The sequence below is a fragment of the Kocuria sp. CPCC 205261 genome (assembly GCF_040981025.1).
GTDB classification, from domain to species: Bacteria; Actinomycetota; Actinomycetes; order Actinomycetales; family Micrococcaceae; genus Kocuria; species Kocuria marina.
Map to the genome: position 1 here is coordinate 259,003 of NZ_JAVKPU010000001.1, position 26,344 is coordinate 285,346.

General features: G+C 67.8%; 28 protein-coding genes. 2 read left to right on the forward strand and 26 right to left on the reverse strand.

All coding sequences use genetic code 11. The features are described from left to right. Positions 1-3: 3 nt before the first annotated feature. The 5 genes from treY to glmS form a co-directional block, all read right to left on the reverse strand. A complete protein-coding gene (treY, locus tag RF646_RS01180) occupies positions 4-2,367 on the reverse strand; it encodes a malto-oligosyltrehalose synthase (protein WP_368835002.1) in 2,364 nt (787 codons plus the stop codon). A gap of 166 nt (positions 2,368-2,533) precedes the next feature. Continuing rightward, positions 2,534-4,726 (reverse strand): glycogen debranching protein GlgX, encoded by a 2,193-nt coding sequence (gene glgX, locus RF646_RS01185; RefSeq protein WP_368835003.1) that lies wholly within the window; start codon positions 4,724-4,726, stop codon positions 2,534-2,536. An 83-nt stretch (positions 4,727-4,809) separates the two neighbouring features. Beyond that, positions 4,810-6,495: a bifunctional ADP-dependent NAD(P)H-hydrate dehydratase/NAD(P)H-hydrate epimerase gene (locus RF646_RS01190; protein ID WP_368835004.1), complete on the reverse strand. Its 1,686-nt coding sequence runs from the start codon at positions 6,493-6,495 to the stop codon at positions 4,810-4,812. Next, entirely contained in the window at positions 6,488-6,859 is a 372-nt protein-coding gene (locus RF646_RS01195) for a holo-ACP synthase (RefSeq protein ID WP_035959524.1), read from the reverse strand. Before RF646_RS01195 ends, RF646_RS01190 begins: the two co-directional genes overlap by 8 nt. Positions 6,860-7,003: 144 nt before the next feature. Then, the gene (gene glmS / locus RF646_RS01200; protein ID WP_085106416.1) at positions 7,004-8,887 is read right to left on the reverse strand and encodes a glutamine--fructose-6-phosphate transaminase (isomerizing); all 1,884 of its coding nucleotides are present in this window, start codon (positions 8,885-8,887) and stop codon (positions 7,004-7,006) included. Between the two features lie 75 nt (positions 8,888-8,962). On the opposite strand from glmS, the gene coaA reads away from it, so the two are divergent. Continuing rightward, the gene (gene coaA, locus RF646_RS01205; RefSeq protein WP_368835005.1) at positions 8,963-9,919 is read left to right on the forward strand and encodes a type I pantothenate kinase; all 957 of its coding nucleotides are present in this window, start codon (positions 8,963-8,965) and stop codon (positions 9,917-9,919) included. Between the two features lie 36 nt (positions 9,920-9,955). Further along, complete coding sequence (gene mscL / locus RF646_RS01210) at positions 9,956-10,423, forward strand: large conductance mechanosensitive channel protein MscL (RefSeq protein WP_085106415.1); 468 nt, start codon at positions 9,956-9,958, stop codon at positions 10,421-10,423. 38 nt (positions 10,424-10,461) lie between these two features. On the opposite strand, the gene glmM is transcribed toward mscL, so the two are convergent. The 21 genes from glmM to rpsH form a co-directional block, all read right to left on the reverse strand. Then, positions 10,462-11,811 carry a phosphoglucosamine mutase gene (gene glmM, locus RF646_RS01215; protein WP_085106414.1) on the reverse strand — a complete coding sequence of 450 codons (1,350 nt, stop codon included), beginning with the start codon at positions 11,809-11,811 and terminating at the stop codon, positions 10,462-10,464. A 48-nt stretch (positions 11,812-11,859) separates the two neighbouring features. Continuing rightward, positions 11,860-12,900, reverse strand: a complete 1,041-nt coding sequence (gene ppk2 / locus RF646_RS01220) for a polyphosphate kinase 2 (RefSeq protein WP_085106413.1) — start codon at positions 12,898-12,900, stop codon at positions 11,860-11,862. 184 nt (positions 12,901-13,084) lie between these two features. Further along, the gene (rpsI, locus tag RF646_RS01225) at positions 13,085-13,585 is read right to left on the reverse strand and encodes a 30S ribosomal protein S9 (RefSeq protein ID WP_064847346.1); all 501 of its coding nucleotides are present in this window, start codon (positions 13,583-13,585) and stop codon (positions 13,085-13,087) included. Between the two features lie 32 nt (positions 13,586-13,617). Beyond that, on the reverse strand, positions 13,618-14,061 hold the full coding sequence (rplM, locus tag RF646_RS01230) for a 50S ribosomal protein L13 (protein WP_035959569.1): 444 nt from the start codon (positions 14,059-14,061) through the stop codon (positions 13,618-13,620). Positions 14,062-14,298: 237 nt separating this feature from the next. Beyond that, positions 14,299-15,279 (reverse strand): tRNA pseudouridine(38-40) synthase TruA, encoded by a 981-nt coding sequence (locus RF646_RS01235; RefSeq protein WP_167318195.1) that lies wholly within the window; start codon positions 15,277-15,279, stop codon positions 14,299-14,301. An 83-nt stretch (positions 15,280-15,362) separates the two neighbouring features. Continuing rightward, entirely contained in the window at positions 15,363-16,127 is a 765-nt protein-coding gene (gene rplQ, locus RF646_RS01240; RefSeq protein WP_035959585.1) for a 50S ribosomal protein L17, read from the reverse strand. A gap of 71 nt (positions 16,128-16,198) precedes the next feature. Beyond that, positions 16,199-17,218, reverse strand: coding sequence for a DNA-directed RNA polymerase subunit alpha (locus RF646_RS01245; RefSeq protein WP_064847278.1), 1,020 nt, complete (start codon positions 17,216-17,218; stop codon positions 16,199-16,201). A 149-nt stretch (positions 17,219-17,367) separates the two neighbouring features. Beyond that, complete coding sequence (rpsK, locus tag RF646_RS01250; RefSeq protein ID WP_368835006.1) at positions 17,368-17,772, reverse strand: 30S ribosomal protein S11; 405 nt, start codon at positions 17,770-17,772, stop codon at positions 17,368-17,370. Positions 17,773-17,831: 59 nt separating this feature from the next. Next, entirely contained in the window at positions 17,832-18,200 is a 369-nt protein-coding gene (rpsM, locus tag RF646_RS01255) for a 30S ribosomal protein S13 (RefSeq protein ID WP_035959599.1), read from the reverse strand. Between the two features lie 157 nt (positions 18,201-18,357). Then, positions 18,358-18,471: a 50S ribosomal protein L36 gene (gene rpmJ / locus RF646_RS01260; protein ID WP_012397712.1), complete on the reverse strand. Its 114-nt coding sequence runs from the start codon at positions 18,469-18,471 to the stop codon at positions 18,358-18,360. Positions 18,472-18,560: 89 nt separating this feature from the next. Then, complete coding sequence (infA, locus tag RF646_RS01265; protein ID WP_012397711.1) at positions 18,561-18,782, reverse strand: translation initiation factor IF-1; 222 nt, start codon at positions 18,780-18,782, stop codon at positions 18,561-18,563. Positions 18,783-19,147: 365 nt separating this feature from the next. Then, on the reverse strand, positions 19,148-20,296 hold the full coding sequence (rlmN, locus tag RF646_RS01270; RefSeq protein ID WP_064847279.1) for a 23S rRNA (adenine(2503)-C(2))-methyltransferase RlmN: 1,149 nt from the start codon (positions 20,294-20,296) through the stop codon (positions 19,148-19,150). 99 nt (positions 20,297-20,395) lie between these two features. Further along, complete coding sequence (gene map, locus RF646_RS01275) at positions 20,396-21,229, reverse strand: type I methionyl aminopeptidase (RefSeq protein ID WP_082943453.1); 834 nt, start codon at positions 21,227-21,229, stop codon at positions 20,396-20,398. Between the two features lie 153 nt (positions 21,230-21,382). Continuing rightward, positions 21,383-21,949, reverse strand: a complete 567-nt coding sequence (locus RF646_RS01280) for an adenylate kinase (protein ID WP_064847280.1) — start codon at positions 21,947-21,949, stop codon at positions 21,383-21,385. A gap of 78 nt (positions 21,950-22,027) precedes the next feature. Beyond that, the gene (secY, locus tag RF646_RS01285; RefSeq protein WP_064847281.1) at positions 22,028-23,341 is read right to left on the reverse strand and encodes a preprotein translocase subunit SecY; all 1,314 of its coding nucleotides are present in this window, start codon (positions 23,339-23,341) and stop codon (positions 22,028-22,030) included. A gap of 230 nt (positions 23,342-23,571) precedes the next feature. Next, on the reverse strand, positions 23,572-24,039 hold the full coding sequence (rplO, locus tag RF646_RS01290; protein WP_064845207.1) for a 50S ribosomal protein L15: 468 nt from the start codon (positions 24,037-24,039) through the stop codon (positions 23,572-23,574). A 2-nt stretch (positions 24,040-24,041) separates the two neighbouring features. Beyond that, positions 24,042-24,248, reverse strand: coding sequence for a 50S ribosomal protein L30 (gene rpmD / locus RF646_RS01295; RefSeq protein ID WP_035959642.1), 207 nt, complete (start codon positions 24,246-24,248; stop codon positions 24,042-24,044). Further along, entirely contained in the window at positions 24,248-24,976 is a 729-nt protein-coding gene (gene rpsE / locus RF646_RS01300; RefSeq protein ID WP_064845208.1) for a 30S ribosomal protein S5, read from the reverse strand. Before rpsE ends, rpmD begins: the two co-directional genes overlap by 1 nt. Continuing rightward, the gene (gene rplR / locus RF646_RS01305; protein WP_035959658.1) at positions 24,973-25,344 is read right to left on the reverse strand and encodes a 50S ribosomal protein L18; all 372 of its coding nucleotides are present in this window, start codon (positions 25,342-25,344) and stop codon (positions 24,973-24,975) included. The genes rpsE and rplR overlap by 4 nt, the downstream gene beginning before the upstream one ends. 2 nt (positions 25,345-25,346) lie before the next feature. Continuing rightward, positions 25,347-25,883 (reverse strand): 50S ribosomal protein L6, encoded by a 537-nt coding sequence (gene rplF, locus RF646_RS01310; RefSeq protein ID WP_064845209.1) that lies wholly within the window; start codon positions 25,881-25,883, stop codon positions 25,347-25,349. A 31-nt stretch (positions 25,884-25,914) separates the two neighbouring features. Beyond that, on the reverse strand, positions 25,915-26,313 hold the full coding sequence (rpsH, locus tag RF646_RS01315; protein ID WP_035959672.1) for a 30S ribosomal protein S8: 399 nt from the start codon (positions 26,311-26,313) through the stop codon (positions 25,915-25,917). Positions 26,314-26,344 lie beyond the last annotated feature (31 nt).

Genomic DNA, 26,344 nt, shown 5'->3' on the forward strand with positions numbered 1-26,344 from the left:
GTCTCAGCCGTCCTTCCGGCGCAGGATCGCCACGGGGTAGGTGAAGAGGAGGTCGGCCAGGCGCACGGCGCCGTCCTGGTCCGTGGTGTACTCGCGGTGCGTGAGGACGTCCTGCCACGTCCCCGGCGCGAGGACCACGGTCTCGTCCGTGAAGCCGCCCTCGGGGGCGAGGGTCGCGGGGAAGCGGGTGACCACGGTGGCCACGCCGCCGCGGTCGAAGCCCAGGGCGTGCTCGGCGAGCGCGCCCCGGAACTCCAGCGGTATGTACTCCGTGAACAGCTCGGGGTGCTCGGCGCGCAGCCGCAGGGCGCGCGAGGTCAACAGCATGCGCGCCGCCCCCGTGCCGTCCACGGGCGGGGTGGCGTCCGCGGAACCCGGCCGAGCGGCGTCGAGCCGTGCCAACATCTGCTCGCGCGCCGCGAAGTCCACGGGCCGACGGTTGTCGGGGTCCACGAGCGACGGTTCCCACAACTCCTGCCCCTGGTAGACGTCCGGGACGCCCGGCAGGGTCAGCTGCAGCGCGGTGGCCGCCAGGGCGTTGCTGAACCCCGGTGCGCTCACGCGCTCCACGCACCCCTCCACGATGCCGCGGGCGCGCGGGTTGCTGAAGAGGAAGTCGATGAACCGGGTCAGCTCCGCCTCGAAGTGCTCATCCCCGTCCACCCACGCGGTGGACACGGACGCCTCGCGCACGGCCTTCATCGCGTAGTCCACGGCACGATCGCGCTCGAGCGGCCACGCACCCACCACGGCCTGCAGGACGAGGTTCACGGCGGGTCCGTCCGCCAGCTCGATCTGCGCGTCCTTGGCGCGGTTGACGAGCGTGGCCACGGTCTCGGACCAGGCCCTGGGCTGCTCCGAGAGCACCGTGATCCGCGCACGCACCGATGCCGAGCGCTTGGTGTCGTGGGTGGTCAGTGCGTTCATGGTCGCGGGCGATTCACGCTGCCGCCGCGCCGCCTCCGCGTGGAACTGCTCGGGCGTGAGCGAGAAGACCGAGGGGTCACCGCCCACCTCGGTGAGGGAGGAGAGCTTGGGGTATCGGTAGAACGCGGTGTCTTCCACGCCCTTGGCCATGACCATGCCCGAGGTCTGCTGGAAACGCTGCGCCACTCCGCTCAGGGTGCCGTTCACGTCCCCGCCGAGTTCACGCGCGAGGTCGTCGAGCACGTCCGCGAGCTCGGGGCGCCACCGCCGCGCGGCGGCGACCGCGTCGCGCAGGTACTGCGCACCCTCGGGCAGGTACGTGCGGTACACCGGGAAGTTGGCGAGGATCTCGGCGAGACCGTCGTACGACGCCGCGGCCCCGTGCGGGAAGTCGGCCGGCAGTTCGCGCACCAGGCGGTGCACCTCCGCGGCCAGGCCAGCGTCCGCCATCCGGCGCTTGGTCTCGTGGATCAGCGGGTCCCAGCGCACGGGCTGACCACCGCGCAGCTTGGTGTCCAATGAGGCGAGCTCGTAGTGCCCGCGCGCGTCCGTGAGCACCCGGTCGATCCAGCCCAACGAGTCGTAGCCCGTGGTCCCGGCCGTGCGCCACTGTTCGGGCAGGTACTCCCCCGGTTCCAGGATCTTCTCGACGACGGTCCACGCGCCGTCCGTGAGCCCGGCCAGCTTCCCGAGGTAGTCCTGCGGGTCCCGCACCCCGTCCGGGTGGTCGATGCGCAGCCCGTCCACGAGTCCCTCGCGGAACCAGCGCGCGACCTCCGCGTGGGACTCCTCGAAGACACGGGCGTCCTCGACCCGCACCCCGGCGAGCGTGGCCACGGTGAAGAACCGGCGGTAGTTCAGCTCGGAGTCACCGCGGCGCCAGTTGATCAGTTCGTAGTGCTGCCGCCCGTGCACCTCGGCGGGATCGTCGCCCTCGCGGTACGTGCCCTCGGCCAGGGGGTAGACGTTGTCGTAGTAGCGCAGCGTCCCGTCCTGGACGGTGAGCGCGGAGAGGTCCTCGTCACCGTCGCCGAGCACCGGGATCAAGATCTTGCCGCCGCCGGCCTGCCAGTCCACGTCGAACGCGTCCGCGTAGGGGCTGTCCTGCCCCTTCTCGAGCAGCGACCACCACCACGGGTTCTCCTGCGGGGCGGCCACGCCCTGGTGGTTGGGCACGATGTCCACGACGACGCCCAGTCCGGCCTCGTGCGCGGCATCGGACAATGCCTTCAGCCCCTCCGATCCCCCGCGTTCGGGATCCACCTCGGTGGGATCCACGACGTCGTACCCGTGGTCCGAGCCGCTCGTGGCCCGCAGGATGGGCGAGAGGTACACCCACCCCGCCCCCAGACGCTTGATGTAGGGGACCAGTTCCGCCGCGCGATGCAGGTCCTGCTGGGTCGTGATTTGCAACCGGTACGTTGAAGTGGGTGTCAGCACCCTTACAGTCTTGCCGAATGCGCGCGCTCGGGCCAGTCACTCCGCGCTCAACGAGCACCGTGACGTAAACGGCGGACGCGCCACCCGTGTGGGGTGACGCGTCCGCCGTCGTGTTCAGCGCGGCGCGGGCTGCGGGCGATCTGCCCGGTCACGCACCGCGGGGCGCTCAGGCGTCGTCGGACGACGCCGCGTACACCGCTGCCGCGACGGACGCGGCCACGGAGGCGTCCGGCTCTTCCTCGGGGGCCTCCCACGCGCGCAACAGCACCGTGGACTTGCCTGCCATCCGCAACGTGGAGGAGTGCCCGCGCACGGCACCGTCCGCATGCTCGCCGGCGGTGTCCACGATCTCCTCCCACTTCATGCCGTAGCTGGCCGGGGGCAGTGTGACGTCCACGGGCTCGGGGTTGGAGTTGAAGTACACGATGAAGTTCACGTCCGTGATCCGGCGACCGCGCATATCCACTCCCGTGATGCCCTGACCGTTGAGCCACATGCCCACGGCACGAGCCAGGGGCTCGTCCCAGTCGGCGGGCACCATGGGCGTGCCGTCCGTGTTGAGCCAGGCAATGTCCGGCATGGGATCGCCCTCGGCACGCTCGCCCATGTCCACGGGACGCCCGTCGAAGAACTGCGAGCGGCGGAACGTGGGGTGTTCGTGGCGCAGGTGGGTGATCACGGAGGTGAACTCCACGAGCGGGGTGTCCACCTTCTCCCAGTTGATCCACGTGAGCTCGTTGTCCTGGCAGTACGTGTTGTTGTTGCCCTTCTGGGTGCGCCCCGCCTCGTCACCGTGCAACAGCATGGGCGTGCCCTGGGACAGCATGAGCGTGGCGATGAAGTTGCGCTGCTGACGCGCACGCATCGCGAGCACCTCGGGATCGTCCGTGGGCCCCTCCTCACCGCAGTTCCACGAGCGGTTGTGGGACTCACCGTCGTTGTTGTCCTCGCCGTTCTCCTGGTTGTGTTTCTCGTTGTAGGACACGAGGTCCCGCAGTGTGAAGCCGTCGTGGGCGGTCACGAAGTTCACCGAGGCGAAGGGGCGCCGGCCGCTGTTCTCGTAGAGGTCCGCGGAACCGGTGACACGGGACGCGAACTCCCCCAGGGTCGAGGGCTCCCCGCGCCAGAAATCACGCACGGTGTCCCGGTACTTGCCGTTCCACTCGGTCCACTGCGGCGGGAAGTTGCCCACCTGGTAGCCACCGGGACCGATGTCCCAGGGCTCGGCGATCAGCTTGACCTGCGAGACGATAGGGTCCTGCTGGACGAGTTCGAAGAACGTGGAGAGCTTGTCCACGTCGTAGAACTCACGGGCCAACGTGGCGGCGAGGTCGAAACGGAAACCGTCCACGTGCATCTCGGTGACCCAGTAGCGCAGCGAGTCCATGATCAGCTGCAGCGAGTGGGGATGGCGCACGTTCAGGGAGTTACCGGTACCCGTGTAGTCCATGTAGAACTTCTGGTCGTCGTCCACGGTGCGGTAGTACGCGGTGTTGTCGATGCCCTTCATGGACAGTGTGGGGCCCAGGTGATTGCCCTCGGCCGTGTGGTTGTACACCACGTCCAGGATGACTTCGATGTCCGCTTGGTGCAGTGCGCGCACCATGGCCTTGAACTCCTGGACCTGACTGCCCAGGTGGGAGGCCGCGCTGTACTCGTTGTGGGGCGCGAAGAACGCGATGGTGTTGTACCCCCAGTAGTTGCGCAGCCCCTTCTCGAGCAGCGTGGAGTCCTGGACGAACTGGTGCACGGGCATCAGTTCGATCGCGGTGACACCCAGCTTCTGCAGGTGTTCGATGACCGCGGGGTGGGACACACCGGCGTATGTGCCGCGCTGTTCCTCCGGGACCTCCGGGTGCTGCATGGTGAGGCCCTTGACGTGGGCCTCGTAGATCACGGACTTGTGGTACGGGGTGCGCGGGGTGCGGTCACCCTCCCAGTCGAAGAACGGGTTGATCACCACGCCCTTCATCATGTGTTCCGCGGAGTCCTGGTGGTTCTCGGAGTCCTCGTCGCCGAAGTTGTAGGAGAACAAGGACTCGTCCCAGTCGATCCCGCCCTCCACGGCCTTGGCGTAGGGGTCCAGGAGCAACTTGTCCGGGTTGCACCGCAACCCGTGGGACGGATCCCACGGCCCGTGCACCCGGTACCCGTAGCGCTGACCGGGCTGCACCTGGGGGAGGTAGCAGTGCCACACGTAGCTGTCCACGGCGGTGACCTCTACGCGCGTCTCGGTGCCGTTCTCCTCGAACAGGCACAGTTCCACACGGTCCGCGACCTCGGAGAAGAGCGCGAAATTGGTCCCCGTGCCGTCGAACGTGGCGCCCAACGGGTACGGTTGTCCTGGCCAAACTTCCATGTACTTCTCCTCAGCGTGTCGTGGGGCTGTGAGCGGATCCCCGCTCACAGCCAGCCACTAACAATAGTCGTTCGGGTCGCGGCTCACGGACGGGTCAGCACCGCGCGCACGTTCTCCGCGAGCACCGACGGCGGGACGGGGCCCTCCCCATCCGCCCGTGAGGCCACCGCGTGCAGACCGGCCCCGAGGGCCGCGGCGGCCGCCCAGCGACCGTCCCCGCGGGCCCAGTCGCCCAGGACCGCGAGCGCGTCCGGGTGCTCGGCCACGTGGGCCACGACCGTGCCCAGGATCCCGGCGAGGGTGTCCCCCGAACCCGCCGTGGCCAGCCAGGGGCTCGCGTGGCCGATGCTCAGGCACAGGCATTCGTCGCGCCCGGAAGCGTTCCCGTCCTCGCATGCGTCCCCGTTCCGTCCCACGGGGGACGCGATCACGGTGGACGCGCCCTTGAGCAACACCGTGGCGCCCGTGAGGCGCGCGGCTTCACCGGCCCAGTGCACGGGGTTGGCCTCGATCTCGGAGCGCTCCACCGTGGAATCGCACACCCCGAAACCGTGGAGCCACTCGAAGACCTGGGACAGCTCCCCCGCGTGGGGCGTGAGGATCTTATGGGGGCCCAGAGCGGCGTCGACCACGGATCGCGCAGCGGCGTCGAGCGCACCTGCGTCCAGCACAGCCGGCTCCTGGGCCTCGATGATTGCCTGCACGCGCGCGGCCTGGGACTCGTCCCCCACCACGCCGGGGCCCGCGAGCCACGCCTGGACGTGGACGTCCCACGGCTGGTCGTCCGAGCACACGACCTCCGGACTGCGCGCGAGCACCATGCCGCGCGTGGTCGAATCCCCCAGGAAGCGGACCATCCCCGCGCCAGCGTTGACCGCCGCCTGGGTGCACATGATCGCCGCGCCCGGATAGCTCGACGCGCCGGCCACGACGCCCAGCACACCTCGGGTGTACTTAGTGTCGGTCGCACCGGGACGCGGCCACGCGGCGAGCACGTCACGCGGTTCGAGCCGGTGCACGGCGGGGTCGCTCAGCCGGTCCTCGATCCCGATGGGCACCACCGTGAGCGCCCCCGTGGCCTGCTCCCCCGGGGACACCACGTGGCCCGTCTTGGCCCCGCCGAACGTGATGGTCGCGTGGGCATGCAGGACCGGCTCGGGAGCCTCGCCGGTATCCGTGCTGACGCCGGAGACGAGGTCGCACGCCACGATCCGTGGGAAGCGCCGTTCACGCGCGGCGGCGGGATCCCGCTGCCGTTCGGTGAACGCCCGCACGAGCTCGGCGGCCGTACCCCGCAGCCCGCCCTGCGCACCGGTGCCGAGCACGGCGTCCACGATCAGGTGGGCGTCGGCCATGAGGGAGACCGCGCGGGACACCTCCACCGGGTGCGCGGCGGCCACGGCGTCCGAGAGTTCGCGCTCCTCGCCGTCCTGGTCAGTGAGCCGCAGCGCGGTGCCGCCGCGAGCGAGCAGCGCCCGCAGGCCCTGTTCGTACACGCGCGTGCCGGTCAGGATGGCCACGACCTTCACGCCGCTGCGGCGCAGGAACGCGCCCGCCCACAGTCCGTCCCCGCCGTTGTTGCCCGAGCCCACGAGCAGCACCGCCGTGGTGCCACCCAACAACCCTCTCCGGTTGGCCAAGCGCAACTGCGCTTCGCAGCCGCGGGCCAGTCCCAGGGCCGCACGACGCATCAGCACGTCCCCGTAGCCCTCGTCCAGCAGCGGCTGTTCCGCGGCCCGGATACTCTCGCCCGAGTACGCCTCAATCATCGCGGTGTCCTCCCTGTCCCTCGGCCACGACGAACGCCACGGCCATGCCGCCGTCGTGGGAGATCGTTACGTGCCATGTTTCCACGCCCCTGCGCCGCGCCTGCTCGGCCACGGTGCCCGCGGTGTGCAGACGGGGAGCGCCGTGGGCGTCGTTGCTGATCCAGCAGTCCTGCCAGATCATCCCCGGCGGGGCCAGCAGCGCCTTGGCCGCGGCCTCCTTGACCGCGAAGCGCGCGGCCAGCGAGCGCGGGTGCAGCTCCCGTTCGTGCGGGACGAACAGGCGTTCCCGCAATCGCGGCGTGCGCTCCAGCTGTCGTTCGAAACGCGCGATGTCCACGATGTCCACGCCGGTGCCCACAATCATGTCGCCAGCCTACCGGCGCCGCCCGACCCCTCACGGGCGCCGCGGCACGGCCCCCATGGGCGTCGCGGCATGCCCCGGTACGACGACGGCGGGTGACGCTCCCGTGGGAAGCGTCACCCGCCGTCGGACGGACGAACCGGATGATTACTCCACGGTCACGGACTTGGCCAGGTTGCGCGGCTGGTCCACGTCGTAGCCCTTGGCCCCGGCGAGTTCGCACGCGAAGATCTGCAGCGGCACCGTGGCCAGCAACGGCTGCAGTAGCGTAGGCGCCTCGGGGACGTAGAAGACGTGGTTGGCGAACTCGCGCACAGCGTCGTCGCCCTCCTCAGCGATCACGATGGTCTCGGCACCGCGAGCGCGGATCTCCTGGATGTTGGAGACCACCTTGGCGTGCAGCGAGTCCCGGCCGTTGGGCGAGGGGACGATCACGAACACGGGCTGGCCCTGGTCGATCAGCGCGATCGGCCCGTGCTTTAGCTCACCGGCGGCGAAGCCCTCCGCGTGGATGTACGCGATCTCCTTGAGCTTCAGGGCGCCCTCCATGGCCACGGGGAAGCCCACGTGACGACCCAGGAACAGCACGGATCCGGCGTCCTTCATCCCGGTCGCGAGTTCCTTGACCTGCGGCTCCACCTCGTCCAGCACGCGCTGGATCTTGGCGGGCATGGCCTCAAGCTCGGCCAGCATGGTGGAGATCTCGTCCTTGAACTTGTTGCCGCGCAACTGGGCCAGGTACAGGCCCAGCAGGTACGCCGCGGTGATCTGGGCGAGGAACGCCTTGGTGGAGGCCACCGCGATCTCGGGACCCGCGTGCGTGTAGAGCACGGCGTCCGCCTCGCGCGGGATTGTGGAACCGTTCGTGTTGCAGATCGCCACGACCTTGGCGCCCTGTTCCTGCGCGTGACGCACGGCCATGAGGGTGTCCATGGTCTCCCCGGACTGGGAGACCGCGACCACCAGGGTCTTCTCGTTCACGATCGGATCGCGGTAGCGGAACTCGTGCGCGAGCTCCACCTCGGTGGGGATCCGGCACCAGTGCTCGATCGCGTAGCGCGCGACTTGCCCGGCGTATGCTGCGGTACCGCATGCGATCACCACGATCTTGTCGATCGAGCGCAGCACGGTCTCGTCGATCTTGATCTCGTCCAGCGTGAGCCGGCCGTTCTCGTCCAGGCGGCCCAGCAGGGTGTCGCCCACGGCGGCGGGCTGGTCGTGGATCTCCTTCTCCATGAAGGACGGGTAGCCGTCCTTCTCCGCGGCGGCGGCGTCCCACTCGATGTCGAAGGGCTTGCCCTCGGCGGCGTTGCCGTGGAAGTCCACGATCGTGTAGTCGTCCGCGGTGATGGTCACGATCTGGTCCTGGCCCATCTCCACGGCCCGCTTGGTACAGTCGATGAAACCGGAGACGTCCGAGCCCAGGAAGTTCTCGCCGTCGCCCAGCCCGATCACGAGCGGCGAGTTGCGGCGCGCAGCGACCACGCGGTCCGGGTGGTCCGCGTGCACGGCCAGCAGCGTGAACGCGCCCTCGAGGCGGCGGCACGTGTCCTGCATGGCCACGGTGAGGTCCTTCTCGTCCGCGCCCTGCGCGTTGTACGTGCGGGCCAGCAGCACCGCGGCGACCTCGGTGTCCGTCTCGGACGTGAAACTCTCGCCCTGGGCGCTGAGTTCGCGCTTGATCTCGCTGAAGTTCTCGATGATCCCGTTGTGGATCATGGCCAGCTTGCCGCCGTCGACCACGTGGGGGTGCGCGTTGACGTCGGAGGGGCCTCCGTGGGTGGCCCAGCGGGTGTGGCCGATCCCGATGTTCGATTCCGGCAGGGGGTGCGCTTCGAGCTCACCGATCAGGTTGCTCAGCTTCCCGGCCTTCTTGCGGTACTCCACCGCACCGTCGGCGATCACTGCGACGCCCGCGGAGTCGTACCCGCGGTATTCCAGTCGACGAAGCCCCTCGAGGATCACCTCGAGCGCACCGTGCTGTCGCCCGTCAGCACGGTTCGAGCCCACATATCCCACAATTCCACACATGAAAAATACTGTACCGGAAACGCTACGCGCCCTAATGCCTTGCGGGAGGGGGCCCGGGCCTACACTGGTCCGAGCATGAGCACACAGCCCATAACCCACCGCGTCTCCCCTTTCGTGGAGTTGGATCGTCAGACCTGGTCCAGGCTTTCGCACGAGATCGACGTCCCGCTCACCGCGCAGGAGATCGAGAACCTGCGCGGTCTCGGTGACCGGTTGGACGTGGACGAGGTCCGCGAGGTCTATCTGCCCCTTTCGCGGTTGCTCACGCTGTACGACATGTCCTCCACACAGCTCAATGCCGCCACCAACTCGTTCCTGGGCGAGCATCACGCGCGCACCCCGTTCGTGATCGGGATCGCCGGGTCCGTGGCGGCGGGTAAGTCCACCACGGCCCGCTTGCTACGCGAGATGCTGGCCCGCTGGCCGTCCACCCCGAACGTGCAGCTCGTGACCACAGACGGTTTCCTCTACCCCAACGCCGAACTACGACGGCGCGGACTCATGGACCGCAAGGGCTTCCCCGAGTCCTACGACCGGCGCGGGCTGCTGCGCTTCGTCTCCGAGATCAAGTCCGGCGCCCCCGAGGTGCGTGCCCCCAAGTACTCCCACGTCACCTACGACATCCTCCCGGACGAAGAAGTGGTAATGACCCGCCCCGACGTCGTGATCGTGGAAGGCCTGAACGTGCTCGCGCCCGCGAAGCTGGAGAGTGGCAAACGCACCGCGCTCGCGCTGAGCGATTTCTTCGACTTCAGCATCTACGTGGACGCCCGCACCCAGGACATCGAACGCTGGTACGTGGAGCGCTTCCAGGCCCTGCGCTCCTCCGCGTTCTCGGACCCCGAGTCCTACTTCCACCGCTACGCGGACCTCACGGACGAGCAGGCACAGGACGTGGCCACGGACATCTGGCGGCGGATCAACGAACCTAACCTGGAGCAGAACGTGCGCCCCACACGCGGCCGCGCACGGCTGATCCTCTCCAAAGACCACGATCACAAGATCCGCAGGGTGCTGCTGCGAAAGAACTGATATTTTCAGGCCCGTTCTCACTGTGCGATGAGCGCCATGCTCAGTGGTTTCAAAGAATTCATCATGAAGGGCAACGTGATGGATCTGGCCGTTGCCGTGATCATCGGCGCCGCCTTCTCCAAGATCGTCAATGCTCTCGTCGAGAACGTCCTCATGCCCGCCATCTCGGGACTCGTCGGTTCGCCCAACTTCGACAATTTCGCCGCCGTCACGTTCAACGGCAACCAGGTCAAGTTCGGTGTGCTGCTGACCGCGATCGTGAACTTCCTGCTCATCGCCGCCGCCGTGTACTTCTGCATCGTGCTGCCCATGAACAAGATGATCGAACGCCGCAACCGCCGACTGGGCATCGAGCCCACCGATGAGCCGGCCGATCCCAACACCGTGCTGCTCACCGAGATCCGCGACGCGCTCACCGGGCACAACGCCGACGCGCTGCGCACGGACGGCACGCAGACCGGCCTCTCGGGACAGCCCGGTACCACCGGAGGAACGATCCGCTGACCCCCACCACCCCTTCGCCGTTGGTCCGTTCGGTGACGCTACAGGCTGAGGTGCTGTTCCACCACGGACACGAGCTCTTCCGCCTCGCGCTGGGCGATGTCCTGCGAAGCCGCCTCCACCATGACCCGTACCACGGGTTCGGTGCCGGAGGGGCGTAACAGCACCCGGCCCTCGCTGCCGAGCCGCTCCTCCGTGCGGGCGACGGCGTCGAGCACCGGTTCGCTCGTTTTGGCCGCCGCCTTGTCCACGCCCTTGACGTTGATCATCACCTGGGGCATGCGCGTCATGGACTTGGCGAGCTCCTGCAACGGCATGCCCGTCTGAGCCACCCGTGAGGCGAGCATCAGACCCGTGAGCAGACCGTCACCGGTGGTCGCGTAATCCGCCATGATCACGTGCCCGGACTGTTCGCCACCCAGGTTGTAGCCGTTGGCCACCATGGATTCCAGGACGTAGCGGTCCCCCACGGAGGCGCGCACGAGCTGGATCCCGGCCTCGTCCAGTGCCAGTTGCAGACCCAGGTTGCTCATGACCGTGGCCACGAGCGTGTTCTGGTTGAGCCTGCCCGCGTCCTTCATGGCCATGGCAAGGATGCACATGATCTGGTCGCCGTCCACCTCCGTGCCGGTGTGGTCCACGGCCAGGCAGCGATCTGCGTCGCCGTCGTGTGCGATGCCCAGATCCGCGCCCAGCTCACGCACGGCCTGCTTGAGCGGACCCAGGTGGGTGGAGCCCACGCCGTCGTTGATGTTCAGCCCGTCCGGTTCCGCACCGATCACGTGCACCTTGGCACCGGCATCGCGGAACGCGTCCGGTGAGGCGCCGGACGCCGCGCCGTTCGCGCAGTCGAGCACGATCGACAGCCCGTCCAGACGGTGCGGGATGGCACCGACCAGGTGCAGGATGTAGCGGTCCTCGGCGTCCGACAAGCGGGTCACGCGGCCCACTTCCGCACCCGTGGGGCGGCGGAAATCCTTGGCCTCGTAGACCTCCTGGATAGTGTCCTCGATCGCGTCCGGCAGTTTCTTGCCCCCGTGCGCCAGGAACTTAATGCCGTTGTCCGGCGCGGGGTTGTGGGACGCGGAGATCATCACGCCGAAATCGGCGTCGATGTCCCCCACCAGGTAGGCGGCTGCCGGCGTGGGCAGCATCCCGGCGTCGTAGACGTCCACGCCGGAGCTCGCGAGACCCGCGATCACGGCCGCGCCGAGGAACTCCCCGCTCGCGCGCCCGTCCCGTGCCACGACGGCGGTGGGTCGCTTCCCGGCCTCCGCGTGGCCGTGGCCCAGGACGATCGCCGCCGCCTGGGACAGCTCCATGGCAAGTTCTGCTGTGAGGAGGCCGTTCGCGAGACCGCGAACGCCGTCCGTTCCAAAGATTCTAGACATCGAGAGTCATCTTACGACCAACGCCCGCGCAAACCCTGCGCATTCGACTCAGCCCTTCCCAGGCCGGACCACCGGGAAACCGTCCGGGTTCTCGTTGCTGTCCTCCGTGAGATCCGCCGCCCCACCCACGATCTTGGTGTCCGGCGTGCCCACCACGGAGTGGTCCTTGTTGGGGTAGTCGAACTGCGTGAGGACGTAGCGCATGGCCTCGAGCCGCGCGCGTTTCTTGTCATTGGACTTGATCACGGTCCACGGGGCGTCCCCCGTGTCCGTGTAGAAGAACATGGCCTCCTTGGCCTCCGTGTAGTCGTCCCACTTGTCCAGGGATGCCACGTCCGTGGGCGAGAGCTTCCACTGCCGCACCGGGTCCGTCCGGCGGGACTGGAACCGCGCGAGCTGCTCCGCGCGCGTCACGGAGAACCAGAACTTGATCAGGTGCGTGTCCGAGTTCACGAGCATCCGTTCGAACTCCGGCGCCTGACGCATGAACTCGTAATACTGCTGGGACGTGCAGTAGCCCATGACCCGTTCCACACCCGCCCGGTTGTACCACGAGCGGTCCATCAGCACGATCTCCCCACCGGACGGCAGGTGCTTGACGTAGCGCTGGAAGTACCATTGCGTCTGCTCAATGTCCGTGGGCTTCTCGAGCGCCACGACCCGAGCACCACGGGGGTTCAGGTGCTCCGTGAACCGCTTGATCGCCCCGCCCTTGCCCGCGGCGTCCCGGCCCTCGAAGATGATGAGCAGCTTCTGGCCGGTCTCCTTGATCCACAACTGCAGCTTGAGCAGTTCGATCTGCAGGGCCCGCTTGGTGCGCTCGTAGTCCTTGCGGGGCAGCTTCTCGTCGTACGGGTAGCCCAGTTTCCACGCGGTGGACGGTTCCGCCCCGCTCGCGTCGTTGAGTCTCTTCCCGAGCTCCGCGATCTCGTCGAGTTCGGCCGCGTAGTCCTCCACCACGGAGACCCGGTGCTGTTCCTTCTTGAGGGCCTCGTCCACCGCCACCCGCTGCTCTGTGCGCTGTTCCGTCTCGGCCTGCTGCTCCTCGACGACGGCGTTCCCCGACTTCTGCTCCGACTGCTTGCTCATACGGGCCCTCTCTCGACGGTACGGCGGGAGCGACGTCGCTCCACCCCTTCATGGTACGTCCGTCACCGCGGCAGGTGGCCGCATGGCAACGCCCGGGCAACGAAACAGGGTCCCGTTCCCCGGCCGAAACCGAGGAACGGGACCCTGCACGAAAACGCCCGGCCGAGGCTTGGGCTGCTTCGTTTTAGCGCTTGGAGTACTGCGGAGCCTTGCGGGCCTTCTTGAGGCCTGCCTTCTTGCGCTCGATGACGCGGGCGTCACGGGTCAGGAAGCCGGCCTTCTTGAGGGCGGGGCGGTTGTGCTCGGCGTCGATCTCGTTGAGCGCGCGGGCCACGCCGAGGCGCAGCGCACCGGCCTGGCCGGAGGGGCCACCGCCGCTGATGCGGGCGATGACGTCGTACGCGCCCTGCAGTTCGAGCAGGCGGAAGGGGTCGTTGACCTCCTGCTGGTGCAGCTTGTTGGGGAAGTACTCCTCGAGGCTGCGACCGTTGACGCTCCACTGCCCGGAACCGGGGACCACGCGCACGCGGGCGATGGCCTGCTTGCGGCGGCCCACGGCCTGGCCGGAAACGGTCAGGGCGGGGCGGTCGGACAGGGCGGCACCGGCGACGGGCTCGGTGGACTCGGAGGTGTAGCTGGTCAGCTCCACGTCCTCGGTGATCTGCTCTTCAGTGTTCTGAGCCACGATTCTCCTTATGTGTTATTCGTTGGCCCGAATTACTGGGCGACCTGGGTGAATTCGTAGGGCTTGGGCTGCTGAGCCTGGTGCGGGTGCTCCGCACCGGCGTAGACCTTCAGCTTGGACAGTTGCTGAGCGGCCAGCTTGTTCTTGGGCAGCATGCCCTTGACGGCCTTCTCCACGGCGCGCGTGGGGTTCTTCTCGAGCAACTCGGCGTAGCTGGTGGACTTGAGCCCACCCGGGTAGCCGGAGTGACGGTAGGCGCGCTTCTTCTCGAGCTTGGCACCCGTGAGGGCGACCTTTTCCGCGTTGATGATGATGACGAAATCGCCGGTGTCCACGTGGGGAGCGAAGGTCGGCTTGTGCTTCCCGCGCAGCAGTGTTGCGGTCTGGCTGGCAAGACGACCCAGGACGACGTCGGTGGCGTCGATGACGTGCCACTGACGCTGGACGTCACCGGGCTTCGGAGTGTACGTACGCACGTTGATCTGCCTTCGTTTGTCTGCTGATGACACGAATGCTCGTGTCCGATGGTTCCGCTGTGCTTCGGGGCCCGGGTGAGATCCGGGCGGCATCCGTGCGTCCACAACCCGGTGCACCGCACGGCCCTGCGCTCTGCAACATGAGCGACCGATGCGGGTACACGTGAACCGGGGCAGAACACGCACAACAGCATTCCATATTACCGGATCACCGCCCGCCCCGCCAGTCGTGGGGCGCTATTCGTCGTGTTGGGCGGGGCGCCGAGCGCGCGTGAGCCGGGCGCGTTCGGCGAGCTGGGACTGGTCGGGATAGCGCACGGCATCAAGGACGAGACCGTACGCGGGTGCCATGAGGACGTTCGCGTCCCGGACCCGGGCGCGCAGCCGCTGACCCGGCCACCCGGCGTCGTACCGCCCCTCCCCCACGCGGACCACCGCGCCCACGATGCAGCGCACCATGTGGTGGCAGAAGGCATCCGCCTGCAGGACGATCGTGATCATGCCGCTCTCGTCGCGGTGCACGCCCGCGCGCTGCAGGTCGCGGATCGTGGTGGCGCCCTCGCGGGGTTTGCAGAAGCTCAGGAAGTCGTGCAGCCCCAGCAGTTCGCGCACGGCCCGGTCCATCGCGGGCACGTCGAGGTGCCAGGGGACCCACCACGAGAACGTCCGCGTCAGGGGGTCGTGACCGGTCACGGCGTCCGCCACGCGGTACGTGTAGCCGCGGGAGAGCGCGGAGAACCGGGCGTCGAAGCCCTCGGGGGCCACGGCGACGTCGCGCACCACGATCGCACCCACGGCGGGGTCCCAGCCGTGGGCCGCACGGTCCTTACCCAGGACCCGGTTGAGGGCGCCGTTGAGCTTGCGCGTGAGCCCCGCGGCGGCGGCATTGCGGGCCGCGACGTCCTGCACGTCGGCGGGACCGCCTGCGCTGAGATCGCCGGTGTCGGCATCACTTGCCAGGGGCCCGCGGGGACGCGAGCACGCGAACCGGGCCCACAACGGCGCGGGAACGTCCACGTGGACGGTCTGCCGACGCGCATGCACACCCGTGTCCGTGCGCCCGGCCACGACCGTGGCGCACGGCGCGCGGAAGATCAGCTCGAGCGCGTCCTCGAGCGCGCCCTGCACGCTCGGCAGCCCGGGTTGCCGGGCCCAGCCCTTGAACGGGGCGCCGTCGTAGCCCAGTTCCACCCGCAGTCTGAGGGTCTCCCCCGTCATCTGTGCGTTCCTCCCGAGGACGACGACGCCGCCGCAGGAACCTGCGGCGGCGTCGTGACGGTCGTGCTACTCAGAAGTCCCGATCACTCGGAGATCTTCTGGGCGGCGGCACCGCCGGCGGGCTGGAAGCCGGCTGCCTCGGCATTGGCCGGGGAGTCGAACCAGATCTCGGCGGTCGTGCCGGAGTACCAGCGCGAACCGGGCACGTGGTACTTCATGGAGTTGCGGTTGCCCTTGACGGTGAAGCCCTCGGGGGCCTCGCCGGACTCGAGCGGCGCGTGGGAACCGGCGAACTCGGCGTCCTGGTTCTCCTCGGCGACCTCGGCGGCCTCCTCGGAGCCAATGGCCGGAGCCTGCTCTTCGGCGGGGATCTCGTTCTCCTTGACGTCCTCGGCGGTAGAACCGGCGGGGGTGTCCACGGGAGCGGCGGGCTCGGCGGCGGCCTTGGTCGTGGCGCGCTCGGCCTCGGCCACGGTCTCCCGCTTGGCCACGGGCTCCATGACGAGCTCGATCACGGCCATGGGGGCGTTGTCGCCCTTGCGGTTGCCGATCTTGGTGATGCGGGTGTACCCGCCGTCGCGGCCTTCCATGGCGGGCGCGATGCTGGTGAACAGCTCGTGCACCACGGACTTGTCGGTCAGCTGACGCATGACGCGACGGCGGGCCGCGAGGTCACCGCGCTTGGCGAACGTGATCAGGCGCTCGGCCACGGGACGCAGGCGCTTGGCCTTGGTCACGGTGGTGGTGATGCGCTTGTGCTCGAACAGCTGCTGCGACAGGTTCGAGAGGATCATGCGCTGGTGGGTCGGCCCGGCGCCGAGACGGGGTCCCTTGGTAGGGGTAGGCATAGTAGGTCTCCTGATGATCGGGCCCGTGCGGTCCGCTCAGCGGCCGCGGGGCACGGAAAGTGGTGTGGGCGTCAGTCGAGATCGACGTCGAACGGGTTGTTGTTCTCGTCCTCGTCCTCGAGCGACGCCGCGTGGGCGGCGAGGTCGTAACCCGGAGGGGAATCCTTCAGGGCCAGACCGAGCTCACCGAGCTTCTCCTTGACTTCATCGATGGACTTGGCACCGAAGTTGCGGATGTCCATGAGGTCCGCTTCGGAGCGGCCCACGAGTTCACCCACGCTGTGGATGCCCTCGCGCTTGAGGCAGTTGTACGAACGCACGGACAGCTCGAGGTCCTCGATGGGCAACGCCATGTCCGCGGCAGCCGCTGCGTCCGTGGGCGAAGGCCCGATCTCGATGCCCTCGGCGGCCGAGTTCAGCTCGCGCGCCAGGCCGAACAGCTCGACCAGCGTGGTGCCCGCCGAAGCCACCGCGTCACGCGGGGAGATGGCTTCCTTGGTCTCGACGTCCAGGATGAGCTTGTCGAAGTCGGTGCGCTGTTCCACACGGGTGGCCTCCACGCGGAAGGTCACCTTCAGGACGGGGGAGTAGATGGAATCCACGGGGATCCGACCGACTTCCGCGTCACCCGACTTGTTCTGCGACGCCGAGACGTAACCGCGCCCGCGCTCGATGGTCAGCTCGATCTCGAGCTGGCCCTTGGAATTCAAGGTCGCGATGTGCAGATCGGGGTTGTGGACCTCGACACCGGCCGGGGCGGAGATGTCCGCCGCGGTGACCTCGCCCGGGCCCTGCTTGCGCAGCCACGCGGTGACAGGCTCGTCCTCCTCGGAGGACAGGGAGAGTTTCTTGATGTTGAGAATGAGCTCGGTGACGTCCTCTTTGACACCCTCCACGGTGGAGAACTCGTGCAGCACACCGTCGATGCGGATGCTGGTCACGGAGGCCCCGGGGATGGAGGACAGGAGCGTACGGCGCAGGGAGTTACCGAGGGTGTAACCGAAACCCGGTTCCAGCGGTTCGATCACGAACCGGGAACGGTTCTCGGCCACAGCCTCTTCCGTGAGGGTGGGGCGCTGTGCGATGAGCACTGATGTTTCCTTTCAGCGTGCCTCCGCCATATGACGCACGCAGGTGGTGGAAAACAAAATGGGTGGGTGCCGCGGTGAGCAGGCGTGAAACACCGCGTCGAAGCGTGGTCACCCGCACCCAGGGGGCACGGGCGACCACGCGGGACGTGTCAGACGCGGCGGCGCTTGGGGGGCCGGCAGCCGTTGTGCGCGGACGGGGTGACGTCCTGGATGGACCCGACCTCCAACCCGGTGGCCTGCAGTGCGCGGATCGCGGTCTCGCGGCCCGAACCGGGGCCCTTGACGAACACGTCCACCTTGCGCATGCCGTGCTCCTGCGCGCCCTTGGCAGCGGCCTCGGCGGCCTGCTGCGCGGCGAACGGGGTGGACTTCCGCGAACCCTTGAAGCCCATGCCGCCGGCCGAGGCCCACGACAGGACCGCACCCGAGGGGTCGGTGATGGAAACGATGGTGTTGTTGAACGTGGACTTGATGTGGGCGTGGCCCTGCGTCACGTTCTTGTTAACCTTGCGACGCGGCTTGCGAGCAGCCGTCGCGCGAGTCTTCTGAGCCATGAATTCTCCTACAAAGATCTTCGACGTAGATCAGCCACCGGCGGCGGTGGCGACCACGATTACTTCTTCTTGCCGGCGACCGTGCGCTTGGGACCCTTGCGGGTGCGAGCATTGGTCTTCGTGCGCTGGCCGTGGACCGGGAGGCCACGGCGGTGACGCAGTCCCTGGTAGCTGCCGATCTCGACCTTGCGGCGGATGTCGGCGGCAACCTCGCGGCGCAGATCACCTTCGACCTTGTAGTTGCCTTCGATGTAGTCGCGCAGCTCCACGAGCTGGGCGTCGGTGAGATCCTTGACGCGCACGTCGCCCGAGATGCCGGTGGCATCCAGGGTTGCGAGAGCGCGCGTGCGTCCCACGCCGTAGATGTAAGTCAGCGCGATTTCCAGCCGCTTTTCGCGGGGGAGGTCGACGCCTGCGAGACGAGCCATATCGGCGGTTCTCCTTGTACTGTCCGGAGGTCTTGAACACTGCGTCCCGGATGTTTCGTCACATCCGGTCTCCGGCCTCCGTGCCGGGGGTTGCCGCACCCGTGGGTGCCGGCTGCAGTGCCCGTTCTGTCAATCCACTTGCGTGGGGGCGTCCCCGTCAGCCCTGGCGCTGCTTGTGCCGGGGGTTCTCGCAGATCACCATGACCCGCCCGTTACGGCGAATCACCTTGCACTTGTCGCAGATCTGCTTGACGCTCGGTTGGACCTTCATCGCATTCCTTCGCGTACTAGTAATGGCGTGTGCACCGGAGACACCGCGCCCGGGCCGGGGGTACCGGCCGTGCGCGGTGGTTCTGGGTCTTACTTGTAGCGGTAGACGATCCGGCCTCGGGAAAGGTCATAGGGGCTGAGCTCCACCACGACGCGGTCCTCAGGGAGGATCCGGATGTAGTGCTGGCGCATCTTGCCAGAGATGTGGGCGAGCACCTTGTGACCGTTGGTCAGCTCAACACGGAACGACGCATTGGGCAGTGCCTCGACCACAGTGCCTTCGATCTCGATGACTCCGTCTTTCTTGGCCATATCCTCCGCTAACTTCTCGAGGGGTCCGGTTGTCCTACCGGACGGCGGTGCCCGGACCGGTAGTCCCCCCAGACGAACAACCCCGCACTACGATTCGCAGTGGGGGTCATGGGATGGGTGGGCGCGGCTCGGTCTGCGAGCACAAACAACCAACGCACGACACTACGCTGTTTCGCCCGTCTTCGCAAACCGGAGGGCAGCGCCACGACGCCGCCGCGCTGCCCCGCCGTCAGCCCCCCCCCGCACCGCGGTGGTGCTCTTCCGTGAGTGTGGTCCCGCTAGTCCGTGAGCCTGGTCCCGTCGGCCGACACCGGGCCGCCCGTTCGCTGGGCCCACCCTCACGACGCGGGTGAGCGCGCGCCGGCTCAGACGTCCGTGGCCAACTGGCCGCACGCGCCGTCGATGTCGGAGCCGCGAGTGTCCCGCACCGTGGTGGGGATGCCGTGGGCGCGCAGGCGCTCCACGAAGTTCTGCTCCACGCCACGGCGCGAGGCCGTCCACTTGGAGCCGGGGGTGGGGTTGAGCGGGATGGGGTTCACGTGTACCCACCCGGCACCACGCTTGTTGAGCTTCTCCCCCAGCAGGTCCGCCCGCCAGCCCTGGTCGTTGATGTCACGGATCAGCGCGTACTCGATCGACACGCGCCGGCCGGTGGCGTCGTAGTAGTCGCGCGCGGCGTCGAGCGCCTCGTCCACCTTCCAGCGAGTGTTGATGGGGATCAGTTCGTCGCGCAGTTCGTCGTCCGGGGCGTGCAGGGACAGCGCCAGCGTGATGGGCAGCTTCTCGAGGGTGAACTTACGGATCCCGGGAACCAGACCCACGGTGGACATGGTGAGCCCGCGCGCGGAGATCCCGAGTCCTTCCGGGGAAGGGTCGATGATCCGATGTACGGCGCCCATGGTGGCCTTGTAGTTGGCCAGAGCCTCCCCCATGCCCATGAACACGATGTTGGACACCCGCTGGGGCACGTCCTCCGGGTCCCCCACCACGCCGTCGCGCAGCGCCCGCACACCCTGGACCACTTGATCGGCGATCTCGGCGGCGGAGAGGTTGCGTGTGAGGCCGGACTGGCCGGTCGCACAGAACGGGCAGTTCATCCCGCACCCCGCCTGGGACGAGATGCACATGGTCACGCGCTTGTCGTAGCGCATGAGCACCGACTCGACCATGGCGCCGTCGAACAACCGGTGGACGGACTTGACGGTCATCCCCTGATCCGCGCGCAATTGCCGCACGGTGGTCAACAGCGGCGGCAGGGCCTTGGCCGCGAGCTCGTCCCGCTGGGCGGCGGGCAGATCCGTCATGGCCGCGGGGTCCGCCTCGAAGCGCTCGAAGTAGTGCTTGGACAGCTGCGACGCCCGGAACGCGGGGTAGCCCGCGTCCTGCAGGAACTGCTTGCGGCCGGCCATGTCGAAGTCCGCGAGGTGCAGCGGGGGCTTGCCGCGCCGCGCGGGCTTGAACACGAGCTGGCCGGTCTTGGGTTTCGGGGTGATCTCAACGGGTTGTGCCGTCATGGGAATCCTCTCCCTGTTCTCGGGGTGGTTCTGTGGTGTCAGGGGTCGGGTGGACGTTGCGGGACGAGCTGTGACGATCGGACCTGCGGCGACAGGCCGTCAGGCAGCGGGGATCGGGACCGGGCGGACCCCCAAGGGTTCGAGTTCGGAGCGGCCACCGTCCTCCGCGGTGAGCACCCACACGCCCTGGCTGTGGCGGCACACGGTGTGCTCCCACTGGCTCGCGCGCGAGCCGTCCGTGGTCACGACCGTCCATTCGTCCTCGAGCACGCGGGTCTCGATCCCGCCGCGCACGAGCATCGGTTCGATGGCCAGCGCCATGCCCGTGACGAGTTTGGGCCCGCGATTGCTGACCGCGTAGTTGGGGACGTCCGGGGCCATGTGCATCTCGGTGCCGATGCCGTGGCCCACGTAGTCCTCGAGGATCCCGAGACGCCCGCCCACGGTGTCCCGCACGTGGTCCTCGACCGCGCGGCCGATGTCCCCCACGTGGGTACCGGTGGCCATCGCGGCGATGCCGCGCCACATGGCCGCACGCGTGACGTCCGACAGTTCCTGGTCGGCGGGGTCGTGGGTCGTCCCCACGAGCACGGTGCGCGCGGAGTCCCCGTGCCAACCGGCCACGATCGCACCGCCGTCGATCGATACGATGTCACCGTCCGCCAAGACGCGCTGCCCGGGGATTCCGTGCACGACCTCGTCGTTGACGGAGGTGCACACCGTGGCCGGGTAGCCGTAGTAGCCCAGGAAGTTGGACTGCGCGTCGTACTCGTCCAGGACCTCGCGGAATGCACGGTCGAGGTCCGCGGTGGTGGCCCCGGGGACGGCGGCCGCGACCGCGGCGTCGAGCGCGAGTGACGTGACCACGCCCGCCCGGGACATGGCCGCCAACTCGGCGTCCGACTTCAATTGGATCTTGCGGCGTCCGAACACGGTGCTCGGGACCTCCCCTGATGGTTGATGTTCGTCTGACGGGCGAGCCCCCGGACCGACTCTTCGCGCCGGTCTGGGGGCTCGTGATGGTTCTGGTGTTCGACGGCGCGCCCCCGGCCGCGGCCGAGCGGCGCCGTTCGTGTGGATTGCGGCTCAGGCGGGCAATGCCGCCAGGATGCGCTCGGTGACCTCGTCGATGCCGCCGAGTCCGTCCACGCGCGTGACGATGCCCCGGTCCTCGTACAGCTCCACGACCGGTGCGGTCTGCTCGTCGTAGACGTCCAGACGGTGCCGGATGACGTCCTCGGTGTCGTCCGTGCGGCCCTGGTCCTGGGCGCGGCCCAACAACCGGGAGACGAGTTCCTCGTTGTCCGCGGTAAGCAGCAGCACCACGTCCAGGGAGACCCCGTTGGCCTCGAGGATCCGGTCCAGTTCACGGACCTGGGCCACGGTGCGCGGGTACCCGTCCAGCAGGAAGCCGTCGCGGACGTCGTCGTGCGACAACCGGTCACGCACCATGTTGTTGGTCACGGAATCCGGGACCAGGTTCCCGGCGTCCGTGTAGCGCTGGGCTTCCTTGCCGAGTTCGGTCTGTTCCTTGATGTTGGCGCGAAAGATGTCACCGGTCGAGATGGCGGGAACGCCTAGTCGCTCGCAGATCCGCGCGGCCTGGGTGCCCTTGCCCGCGCCCGGCGGTCCAATGATCAACATGCGGGTCATGTTCTCTCCTTGCGTCAACGTCAGGTTCTCCCCCACTCTACCGGGCGGTGGACCAGCCTGCCGTGGCCGTGCACGGGCTCAGGTGCGCAGCAGACCCTCGTAGTGGCGCTGTTGCAACTGGGCGTCGATCTGCTTGACGGTGTCCAGACCCACGCCCACCATGATCAGCAGCGACGGGCCGCCGAAGGGGAAGTTCTGGTTCGCGTCGAAGAGCACGAGCGCCACGAGCGGGATCATGGACACGATGCCCAGGTACAGCGCACCGGGCAGCGTAATCCGGGAGAGCACGTAGCGCAGGTAGTTCTCGGTGGGACGGCCCGCGCGGATCCCCGGGATGAAGCCGCCGTAGCGCTTCATGTTGTCGGAGACCTCTTCGGGGTTGAACGTGATGGACACGTAGAAGTACGTGAAGGCCACGATCAGCAGGAAGTAGACCGTCATGTAGATCGGGTGGTCACCGCGGGCCAGGTACGTGTTGACCCAGTTGACCCACCCCGGAACGGGGCTGCCGTCGTCGGGCATCGCGAACTGCGCGATCATCGTGGGCAGCATGAGCATGGAGGACGCGAAGATGATGGGGATCACGCCGGCCATGTTGACCTTGAGCGGGATGTAGGTGCTGGTCCCGCCGATGGTGCGGCGGCCCACCATGCGCTTGGCGTACTGCACCGGGATCCGGCGCTGCGACTGCTCCACGAACACCACGCATGTGATGACCACCAGTCCCACGGCACACACGCCCAGGAACAGGCCCCAACCGCGGGTGCGCAGGATGTCACCGAGCGCGGACGGGAACGTGGCCGCAATGGAGGTGAAGATCAGCAGGGACATGCCGTTACCCACGCCGCGGTCCGTGATGCGCTCACCGAGCCACATGATCACGGTGGTGCCCGCGGTCATCGTGAGGATCATGATCACGAGCACCAAGAGGGAGTCGTCCGGAATGACGGGCAGGGGGCAGTTGCCGAGCAGGTTGCCCGAACGCGCCAGGGAGATCACGGTGGTCGCGTTCAACGCGGCCAGCCCGATCGTGAGGTAGCGGGTGTACTGCGTGAGCTTGGTCTGCCCCTGCGCACCCTCCTCGTGCAGTTCCTGGAACCGCGGGATCACCACGCGCAGCAACTGCACGATGATGCTCGCGGTGATGTAGGGCATCACGCCCAGCGCGAAGATGGACAGCTGCAACAGGGCCCCACCGCTGAACAGGTTGACCAGGTCGTACGCGCCACCCGTGGTGTTGCCCAGGGCGAGACACTGCTGCACGTTGCCGTAGTCCACACCCGGTGCGGGGATGAACGTCCCCAACCGGTAGATCACAATGATCCCCAGTGTGAACAGCAGCTTGTTGCGCAGCTCCGGCGTGGTAAACGCCCGTGCGAAAGCACTGAGCACAGGTCCTCCTCCAAAAACGTGGTGGCCCGGTGGGTTCCGACCCCGGGCAAGTCTAGCGAAGGATCCGCCGCGACCCCGGCGGTCGGTCTTGCGACATCCTGGTAAAGCGATTCGGGCGACGCGGTCCGGGCGTCGTCGTGGGGGTAACGCAACGGGCCCCGCGCCGGCAATCCGGCGCGGGGCCCGTTCCAGTTCAGGGATTCACCCTACAACCGAACACTGGGATCGGTTCATGCGTTCTGCGTGGACCCACCAGCCGCGGCGATCTTCTCCGACGCGGACGCGGAGAACTTGTCCGCGGTGATGTTCAGTGCCACGGAGATCTCCCCGCTACCGAGCACCTTCACGGGCTGGTTCTTGCGCACCGCACCCTTGGCGACCAGGTCCGCGACGGTGACCGTGCCACCCTCGGGGAACAGCTCGCCCAGGCGGTCCAAGTTCACGACCTGGTACTCCACGCGGAACGGGTTCTTGAACCCGCGCAGCTTGGGCAGGCGCATGTGCAGCGGCAGCTGACCGCCCGCGAAACCGGCCTTGACCTGGTAACGCGCCTTGGTGCCCTTGGTACCACGGCCCGCGGTCTTACCCTTCGAGGCCTCGCCACGGCCAAGACGCGTCTTGGCCTGGTGCGAGCCGGGGGCGGGACGCAGGTGGTGGACCTTCAGAGCGTGGCGCTTGCTCTCGGTGTTTTCAGCCATGCTCAGGCCTCCTCAACCTCTACGAGATGCGACACCGTGTTGATCATGCCCACGGTGGCGGCATCGGCCTTGCGCTCCACGACCTGGCCCGGACGCTTGAGACCGAGCGAACGCAGCGTGTCGCGCATGTTCTGCTTCTGACCGACCACGGAGCGGACCTGCTTCACGCGCAGGGACGCGCCGGTGGCCTGAATGCGCTTTCCGTTCATCAGGCACCTGCCTTCTGGATGTCACGCAGCAACGGCGCGGGAACGACCTCGTCCATGGGCAGGCCACGGCGGGCCGCCACGGAGGCGGGCTCCTCGAGCTCACGCAGCGCCTGGATGGTCGCGTGCACGATGTTGATCTGGTTGGACGAGCCCAGGGACTTGGACAGCACGTCGTGGATACCGGCGCACTCGAGCACCGCACGCACCGGACCACCGGCGATCACACCGGTACCCGGGGTCGCCGGGCGCAGCATGACGACGCCAGCCGCGGCCTCACCCTGCACACGGTGCGGGATGGTGCGGTTCTCCACGCGGGGGACCCGGAAGAAGTTCTTCTTGGCCTCCTCCACGCCCTTGGAGATCGCGGCGGGAACTTCCTTGGCCTTGCCGTAGCCCACGCCGACCATGCCGTTGCCGTCACCGACGACCACGAGAGCGGTGAAGCTAAAGCGACGACCACCCTTGACGACCTTGGACACACGGTTGATGGTCACGACGCGCTCGAGGAACTTGTCCTTGTCGTCGTCGCGCCCGCCGCGGCCCCCACGACCACCACGGTCGTTGCGGCCACCGCGCTCGTTGCGACCGCCACGGTCGTTACGACCGCCGCGGCCACCGCGGTTCTCGTCGGTCCCCTGGCGCTCCGAGGTGTTCGCCTCGGTCGTCGTGTTGGAACCGTTGGTGGCTTCGCTCACCTGAGTTTCCTTCTCGTTCTTCTGCTCGCTCACAGCGCCAGACCTCCTTCACGGGCACCCTCGGCCACCGCGGCCACGCGGCCGTGGTACTTGTTGCCGCCGCGGTCGAACACGACGGTCTCGATCCCCGCAGCCTTGGCACGCTCGGCGATCAGCTCACCGATGCGCTTGGCCTTGGCGGTCTTGTCGTCGGACGACGCACGCAGATCGCTTTCCATGGTGGACGCCGAGACCAGGGTGAAGCCCTTGTCGTCGTCGATCACCTGGGCGACCATATGGCGGGTGGAACGCGTGACCACCAGACGGGGGCGCAGCGCGGTTCCGGCGATGTGCTTGCGCACGCGGCGGTGACGCCGTGCCCGCTGAGCAGCCTTCGACTTTCCCTTGATTACGAGAGCCATGATTACTTACCAGCCTTTCCGGCCTTGCGGCGGATCTGCTCGCCGGCGTAGCGCACGCCCTTGCCCTTGTAGGGATCGGGCAGACGCAGGGAGCGGATCTTCGCGGCGACCTGGCCAACCTGCTGCTTGTCGATGCCGGAAACGGTGACCTTGTTGGCGCCCTCGACGGAGAGCGTGATGCCGTCCGGAGCGTTGAAGGGCACCGGGTGGCTGTAACCCAGAGCGAACTCCAGGTTGGCACCCCTGGCCTGGACACGGTAACCCGTGCCCACGATCTCCAGCTGCTTGGCGTAGCCCTGCGAGACACCCTGGATCATGTTGGAGATCAGGGTGCGCGTGAGGCCGTGCAAGGAACGGGATTCGCGCTCGTCGTTGGGGCGGGACACCTGCACGGTGCCGTCCTCGACGACCACGGTGATGGGCGCGGGCACGGTGTGGGTCAGTTCGCCCTTGGGGCCCTTGACCTGCACCACGGAACCGTCCACGGAGACCTCCACACCGGCGGGCACAGAGATCGGGAGACGTCCAATACGTGACATGTCTTCTTCCTTTCTTCTTCTGTGCTACCGGTTACCAGACGTACGCGAGGACTTCCCCGCCCACGCCCTTCTTGCCGGCCTGCTTGTCGGTCAGCAACCCGGAGGACGTGGAGAGGATCGCGATGCCGAGGCCGCCGAACACGCGGGGCAGCTCGGTGGACTTTGCGTACACGCGCAGGCCCGGCTTGGAGATGCGGCGGACACCGGCGATCGAGCGCTCACGGTTGGAACCGAACTTCAGCGACAGGGTCAGGGTCTTGCCCACCCGAGCGGGTTCTTCGGACCAGTCGGCGATGTAGCCCTCGGCCTTGAGGATGTCCGCGATCCGAGCCTTGAGCTTGGAGTACGGCATGCTCACGGTGTCGTGGTAGGCCGAGTTCGCGTTGCGCAGCCGCGTCAGCATGTCTGCGACGGGATCTGTCATTGTCATGTGGGCTTCAGCCCTTCCTCGTCAGGGTTTC